A 6,936-nucleotide genomic window follows, 5' to 3' on the forward strand; every position below is an offset into this window, starting at 1 on the left:
CCGAAACAAGCGAATGCTTTCGAAGTATGTTTCCTCCGGAAACATTGCAGGTGCTCACGTAGCTCCCACTACGCTCCGCTCCTCAGTTTCTAGCATTATCCGATCTTCTCGGTGCTGAAAACTGGACTTTTTGAACCCGAACTGTAAGCGATCACAATCTCGAGGGGGATAAAAAAATGAACCAAAAACGCGCGATCGGCCTCGTGCTGGCGACGGCATTGACCGTAGCTCTTACGGCTTGCGGCGGCAACAACGCACCAAACAATAATACCGGCGGCGACGCGACCAATGCGCCATCCGGCGGCAACGCGACGGAAGGCAAAAAAGTAACGTTGACGCTTCAAACGATCCAAACCGATAAGTCGACTCCTCAATACCAAGTGGAAGAAGAGATCGTCAATAATTATATGAAAGAGTTCCCGAACGTTAAGATCGAGTGGGACCGTCTGGATACCGAGCAGCAAAAGGTGAAGCTGAAGACACAAGCGGCTTCCGGCGAAGTAGCCGACATTACGATGGTTAACCCAGGCGCCCAATTGCAGCCTTTCGCCGATGGCAAAGTGCTTGCGCCGCTCAACGATATGCTTGAAGACGCCGAGCTCAAAGGCACGTTCCTGGAAGGCATTCTGGACTACTACTCGTTCGACGGCAACCTTTACGCGCTGCCTTATAACATGAACCTTGCGGGTATCTTCTATAACAAAGAGCTGTTCGAGAAAGCAGGCGTTTCCGAGCCGGCGACTTTCGAGGATCTTATCGCTTCCTTCCCTAAATTCAAAGAAGCGGGCATCGCTCCGATGATGCTCGGCGGCAAAGACAAATGGCCTCTTTCCTTCATGTTCACGAACATTCTTCAGCGCGTCAACGGCGGGCCGAAGTTCCTGGACGACGTTGTAGCGGGCAACAAGCAATTCACGGATCCGGTATTCGTAGAAGCGCTGCAAAAAACGAAGGATCTGATTCAAGCCGGCGCTTACCAAGAAGGCGCTGCGACATACGACAACAACACGGCTTCCCAGCAGTTCCGCGACGGAAAAGCGGCGATGTACTTCATGGGTACTTGGGAAATTTCCGCAATCGACGCTTCCGAGGTTGTAGGCGGCAAAGTCGGCTTCCTGCCATTCCCGACCGTTGGCGGCAAAGGTAACGCTAAAGACTATGTAGTAGCTCCGGGTACGGCGTACGCGCTTGGCGCCAACAGCGAAAACCTGGATGAAGCGAAGAAATTCCTGAGATACCTTCTGGTTAACTATCCGAAAGTCGCATTCGAGAAAAAAGCGGCCGTAGGCTTGGCGCAAAAAGTAGAAGGCGATTTCAAAGCTGCAGGCTACTCCGATCTTGCGATCGACGCACTGGCTCGTTTCAATGAAGTGCAAGGCGGCGACATGAACTTTGACAATGTCATCGAGCCTGCAACGACTCAAACGCACCTGACCGGCCTGCAAAGCTTGCTGATCAAAGACGTCAACGTGGAAGAGCTGGCTGCCGAGCATCAAAAAACTTGGGAGCTCAACAAAAAATAAATGCAGCGTGACGCAAAGGGAGCCGAAAGGTTCCCTTTGCCACTGATTAGCGCGGGAGGGAAAGCTAGTGAACGGAGTATTGCGAGTAGGAAAATGGACGTTAGCGGTGTTCGTCCTTCCCTGTTTGTTATTTTATTTAGCCTTTGTATTTGCCCCGATTATCGTATCGGTTTATTATTCCTTCATGGAATGGGCGGGAATGGGCGAGCAGAAGTTCATCGGCTTCGAGAACTTCAGAGTCATGCTGACCCAGGATCCGATCTTCTGGCCGTCCGTCCTGAGAACGCTGTATATTTCGGGTGCGTCGCTGCTCCAAATTCCGATTGCGATCGTCATCGCCGTCTTGTTAAGCCGTTACGTGAGGCGAGCGAATTTCCTGTTGTCCAGCTATTTCCTGCCGGTCATTCTGTCGGTCGTTATTATCGGACAGCTATGGAAGGCCATCTATAATCCGGCGTCGCTTGGCGGCATGATTAACCAGATGCTGGTAACGTTCGGACTGGAATCGTGGACAAAAACCTGGCTGGCGGACTCGGAGGTTGCGATTTTCGCGCTTTGCTTCGTTATTTTCTGGCAGTATATCGGCTACCACGTCCTCATTCAATTTACCGGGGTTCAAAATATTTCGACAGACATCTATGAAGCCGCGAGCATCGACGGAGCGGAGGGCTTCAAAGCGGATCGCTACATCACGCTTCCGCTGTTATCTCCGGTTATTAAAGTGTCGACGGTCCTTGCCGTAATCGGCTCGCTCAAAGCGTTCGACTTGATCGTCGTCATGACGGGCGGCGGACCCGCGAATACGACCGAAGTGATCTCGACGCATATGTACAACATGACTTTTGTAACGTTCAAATACGGATACGGCAGCGCAATCTCCACGTTCCTCGTCATCTTCTGCTTGGTTATGACGGTATTGTTGAACTTGGCGTTCAAACGCGCTGAAGAAGCCGCCTCTTAGAGAAAGGAGCAGAATACGATGAAGGATTTTCGTTCTTTAAGACGCGCGGGCGCATGGATCATCATGGGGATATTGGCGGTTACGCAGCTTTACCCGCTGCTATGGCTGCTGCTCTATTCCTTCAAGACGAACAGCGAAATTATGTCCGGCCAGTTTTTTGCCCTGCCGAAAGAATGGGTTTGGCAGAACTATGTTGACGCGTTTACATCCGGGAGCTATTTAAAGTATATTGGCAATAGCATTTTTGTAACGGGGATTACGCTTGTCCTGACGATCCTGTTCAGCGGGATGGTATCCTATGCGATTACGAGGTTCAAATGGCGTTACGGCAACGCGGTGATGCTGGTGTTCTTGATCGGAATCATGATCCCGATCCAGTCGACGCTGCTTCCGCTCATGATTATTTTCAAAAATATGGGCGTGCTTAACACGCATCTCTCCATTATTATTCCTTACGTTGCTTTCTCGATCCCGATCGCGGTGTTTATCCTTTCCGGGTTTCTGAGGGGCATCCCGACCGAAATCGAAGAATCCGCGATGATCGACGGCGCCAATATATATCGTATTTTCTTTAACATTATACTTCCCGTTATGGTACCTCCGATTATGACCGTCACGATACTTACGTTTATCTCGATCTGGAACGAATATATTATTGCGGCAATCTTTCTGTCCTCCGATGGGCTCAAGACGCTTCCGTTCGGTCTTAACAGCTTCGTCGGCCAATATAACGCCAATTACGGCGCGATCGGGGCCTACCTTGTACTTGGAGCGTTGCCGGTCGTCATCGTATACTTCATCCTTTCGGACAAGATCACGAAGGGCATGGTAGCAGGCGCGGTCAAAGGATAAGGGTTGCGCGCAGGGAGGAACCATCTTGAACAGTCTCAGGCTGAATACGTTTCGCGCGCGTCTGCTGATGTGGATTCTGCTGTCCACGCTTGTGCTGGTTATCGGGCTGACGGCGGTGTTCTATCAATATACGGCCCAGCAAATTGACTACCGGGTAGGCGAAGCAGCGGAACGGAACGTATCGCAGGCGATGGATAATTTCTCGCTGCTGGCAAGAGGCTATGATAGTCTGGCGAAATCGATTATGAGCAACGCGGAGATCCAGCGCCTCCTCTCCAGGGAGGAGCCGACCGCAATGGACGAGTTCAACAAGCAGCTGCTTATGATGGGCGCGCTCGGAACGATCTTCTACAGCTATAACGACATCAAGGGGATCCATGTGATTTCGCCGGTCGGCAATGTCTACAGCTATGAATCGACGACGCATGGGATTAACCCTGATTTTCTGGAAGGAGAATTTCTTCGCGAGGTTCAAGCGTCCGGCGGCCAGCTCACGTGGGGAGGCATGATGGGCGAACAATCGCTTACGGTCCGCGATGACCCCGTCTTCACATTCGGAAGGCTCATGACGAATCTGGTGACGCGCCGGCCGATCGGCGTTCTTATTATCGAAGCCAACCCGAGAACGTTCATCTCCTCCATGAATAACCTGATGATCAAACCAGAAAGCCGTACCTACGTCTATTCGGCGTCGGATGCGCTTCTGGTTTCTTCGCATCCTAACGAGCCCGTGGATACCAAGGAGATGAAGGAGTTAACCGATTTGTCCCGGTATACGTTCCGTGAGCAGGCCAAGGATGTAAGCGACGGGGGTCATTTGATCATCACGGCGCAGGATGCGAAGCTGGGCTGGAAGCTGCTTACGATTACGCCGAAGCCGGTGGCAAGGCTGGAGCAGGCGGCGGCCAACCGCTATTTTTTCATCGTGACCTTTGCCATAATCGTGCTCGCCATCGTGATTGCCTTTGTGTTGTCCCGTTCCGTATCGAAGCCGATCAAATCGATCGTGCAGGATATGAGAAGGGTGGAGCGGGGCGATTTGACAACGAAGATTCAGGCGGAAGGCTCCTATGACGAAATCAATTATTTGAACACGCACTTCAACCGGATGATCAGCGAAATCAACGGGTTGATGGACCGGAACAAGGTGGCCACCGCGAGTGAAAAGAACGCCCAGATTCATGCTCTGCAATCGCAGGTGAATCCCCACTTCTTATACAACACGCTCGACATGATTTATTGGCTGCTCGACGAGCAGGAGAACGAGAAGCTAGCCAATCTCGTACTGTCGTTGTCCCGCATGTTCCGCTACAGCAGCGACTGGCGGGATGCCGTGGCTACGCTGAAGAGCGAGCTGGAGCAGATCGGCCATTACATGACGATCATCAGCGCGAGATCCGACGGCCGCATCCATGTCGAGCATCGGATTGACGACGAGCTGCTGTCCGCGACGATGCCGAAGATGACGCTGCAGCCTCTTATCGAGAACGCGGTCATCCACGGGCTATCGGCTTACAAAGGTGAAGGCATGATTTCGATTACGGCGGCACGCGAAGGACAGACGATTGAAATCCATATTCAAGACAACGGCGCGGGCATTCCGAAGCACAAGCTGGAGGAGTTGAAGCAGGCGCTTAAGCGCGCGGAACGTCTGGAATGGGATGATCTGCTGGAGGAAGAGCGCAGAAGCTTAACCGTGGAACCGGCTATCTACGGTCATTCCCAAGGTTCGGGTGTCGGCTTTCTGAACGTTCATCGCCGTTTGGTGCTGGAATACGGAGCGGGCTACGGCCTTCGCGTCGAAAGCGAAGTGAACGTCGGCACGAGCGTCACGATCATGGTTCCGGATATGTCGAAGGCGATTACGGCGAAGGAGGATAAAGATGCACATATTGGTCGTAGATGACGAACGAACGATACGAGACGGCTTAAGAAGAACCGTTAACGGCGCGTTCGATGACGTTCGCGTCAGCACGGCGGCATCGGCGGCGGAGGCGCTCGGCGTTCTGATGGACGAACGGGTTCACGTCGTGTTTCTGGACATCATGATGCCTGGGATGAACGGTCTCGAGCTCCTCGCGGAAGCCCGCAAAAAACATAAGGGCATTCATTGGATCGTCGTGTCGGCGCATTCCGAATTCGCTTATGCCCAGGAGGCGCTTCGACTCGGCGCCGAGGATTATATCTTGAAGCCGTTCGGCAAAGAGCAGATCGTTAAATCCGTGACCGCACTATATGAAGAATGGAAGCGGGAGCAGTCGGAGCCGCATGATTCCGGCATACTTGAGCTGAATCTGAATTATCTACGGGAGGCCGTGTTCCGCAGATGGATTCAGGGGCTGGACATCGGCCGTTTCGACTTAAGCTCCATACGAGCGGAGCATGACCGTTTTCATCTGCTGGCGGTTAAGCTGGAGAGTAATTCGGAGCTCTCGCTGCGCAACTTTATTGTGGAGAACGTCATGACGGAGTATATCCTTCAGAACGGCAAGGGGTTCATCGTCAATATGGACGGCGATTTCCTTGTTGGCGTCGTCACGTTGAAAGAAGACGTATTGGCGGGCGCATTCCGTAAAAGCGCCGCGGAGCATTTGGATTATTGCTTGAAGGTTCCGTATCAGCTGTATATGAGCGAGGAGTTGGAGGATTTCAATGCGATCCCTTCCGAAATCCGCAAATTCCACACGTCGACGGGGACGGTTCACGACAAGGATAAGGATGACGGCGCGGAGGGCCGAGGGAAAGGCGACGTCATCGATATCGCGATCCAATATATGAAGAGCCAGTTCCAAGACAACCTGTCCCTCGAGCTGGTCGCTTCCATCGTTTATTTGAACCCGGTCTATTTCAGCAAGCTGTTCAAGCAGAAGACGGGGACTGGCTACAAAGAATATTTGACTAATCTGCGAATGGATAAAGCGGCAGAGCTGCTCGGGAATCCCGAGCTGACGATTACTCGCATCGCCGAGCTTGCGGGTTATCCCGATGTTCGCCATTTTACGCAGGTGTTCCGCAAGCATTTCGACTGTACGCCCAGCCATTACAGATCGGAGAAGATTCAAGCATGGCCTAATTAGTGACCGCCGAGTGTTCGCCTCGAACGGACCGTTTGAGGCTTTATTCGTCTGGATAATATTGTCGGTTGATTACAAGAAAAGAAGTGTGTTAAGATAACATTCCGCCACGAGATGGTGGACATTTATAAAAAGCAATTAAAAATTATTTTAAAAAAGTACTTGCTTTTTAGAAATGAAATGTGATAAGATCTTTCTTGTCGCCAAAAACGACAGGATAACGAAACAAACTTTGTTCCTTGAAAACTGAACAATGAGCGATATGTCAAATGAAGAGTTTCGCATTGGTTCGCCAAGCGCGAAAAGCTTCGTGGAGTTTAAACTCCAAGCTAGTTAAGTAATGAGCTTTCAAACTAACTTTGAAGATTTTCTCATTGGCTCTGCCAAGTAAGAAAACTTCTTTTATGGAGAGTTTGATCCTGGCTCAGGACGAACGCTGGCGGCGTGCCTAATACATGCAAGTCGAGCGGATCTTACCCTTCGGGGTAAGGTTAGCGGCGGACGGGTGAGTAACACGTAGGTAACC

5 protein-coding genes and 1 rRNA gene are annotated in these 6,936 nt (G+C 51.6%); all 6 read left to right on the plus strand.

Annotated elements, in window-relative coordinates:
* The first annotated feature begins 176 nt into the window (after positions 1–176).
* A complete protein-coding gene (locus tag NQZ67_RS24580) occupies positions 177–1,523 on the plus strand; it encodes an extracellular solute-binding protein (RefSeq protein ID WP_257451183.1) in 1,347 nt (448 codons plus the stop codon).
* A 67-nt stretch (positions 1,524–1,590) separates the two neighbouring features.
* A complete protein-coding gene (locus tag NQZ67_RS24585) occupies positions 1,591–2,484 on the plus strand; it encodes a carbohydrate ABC transporter permease (RefSeq protein WP_257451185.1) in 894 nt (297 codons plus the stop codon).
* A gap of 18 nt (positions 2,485–2,502) precedes the next feature.
* Positions 2,503–3,336, plus strand: a complete 834-nt coding sequence (locus NQZ67_RS24590; protein ID WP_257451187.1) for a carbohydrate ABC transporter permease — start codon at positions 2,503–2,505, stop codon at positions 3,334–3,336.
* Between the two features lie 25 nt (positions 3,337–3,361).
* Positions 3,362–5,242, plus strand: a complete 1,881-nt coding sequence (locus NQZ67_RS24595) for a sensor histidine kinase (RefSeq protein WP_257451189.1) — start codon at positions 3,362–3,364, stop codon at positions 5,240–5,242.
* Positions 5,220–6,413 (plus strand): response regulator transcription factor, encoded by a 1,194-nt coding sequence (locus tag NQZ67_RS24600; RefSeq protein ID WP_257451191.1) that lies wholly within the window; start codon positions 5,220–5,222, stop codon positions 6,411–6,413. Before NQZ67_RS24595 ends, NQZ67_RS24600 begins: the two co-directional genes overlap by 23 nt.
* A gap of 398 nt (positions 6,414–6,811) precedes the next feature.
* Positions 6,812–6,936, plus strand: a 16S ribosomal RNA gene (locus NQZ67_RS24605); the annotation flags it as partial.

The organism is Paenibacillus soyae (assembly GCF_024623455.1).
Taxonomy (GTDB): domain Bacteria; phylum Bacillota; class Bacilli; order Paenibacillales; family Paenibacillaceae; genus Pristimantibacillus; species Pristimantibacillus soyae.

Excerpts from the sequence above, each read along its gene's own strand:
- NQZ67_RS24590 (WP_257451187.1), top strand. The coding sequence starts at position 2,503 with ATGAAGGATTTTCGTTCTTTAAGACGCGCGGGCGCATGGATCATCATG.
- NQZ67_RS24580 (WP_257451183.1), top strand. The coding sequence starts at position 177 with ATGAACCAAAAACGCGCGATCGGCCTCGTGCTGGCGACGGCATTGACC.
- NQZ67_RS24600 (WP_257451191.1), top strand. The coding sequence starts at position 5,220 with ATGCACATATTGGTCGTAGATGACGAACGAACGATACGAGACGGCTTA.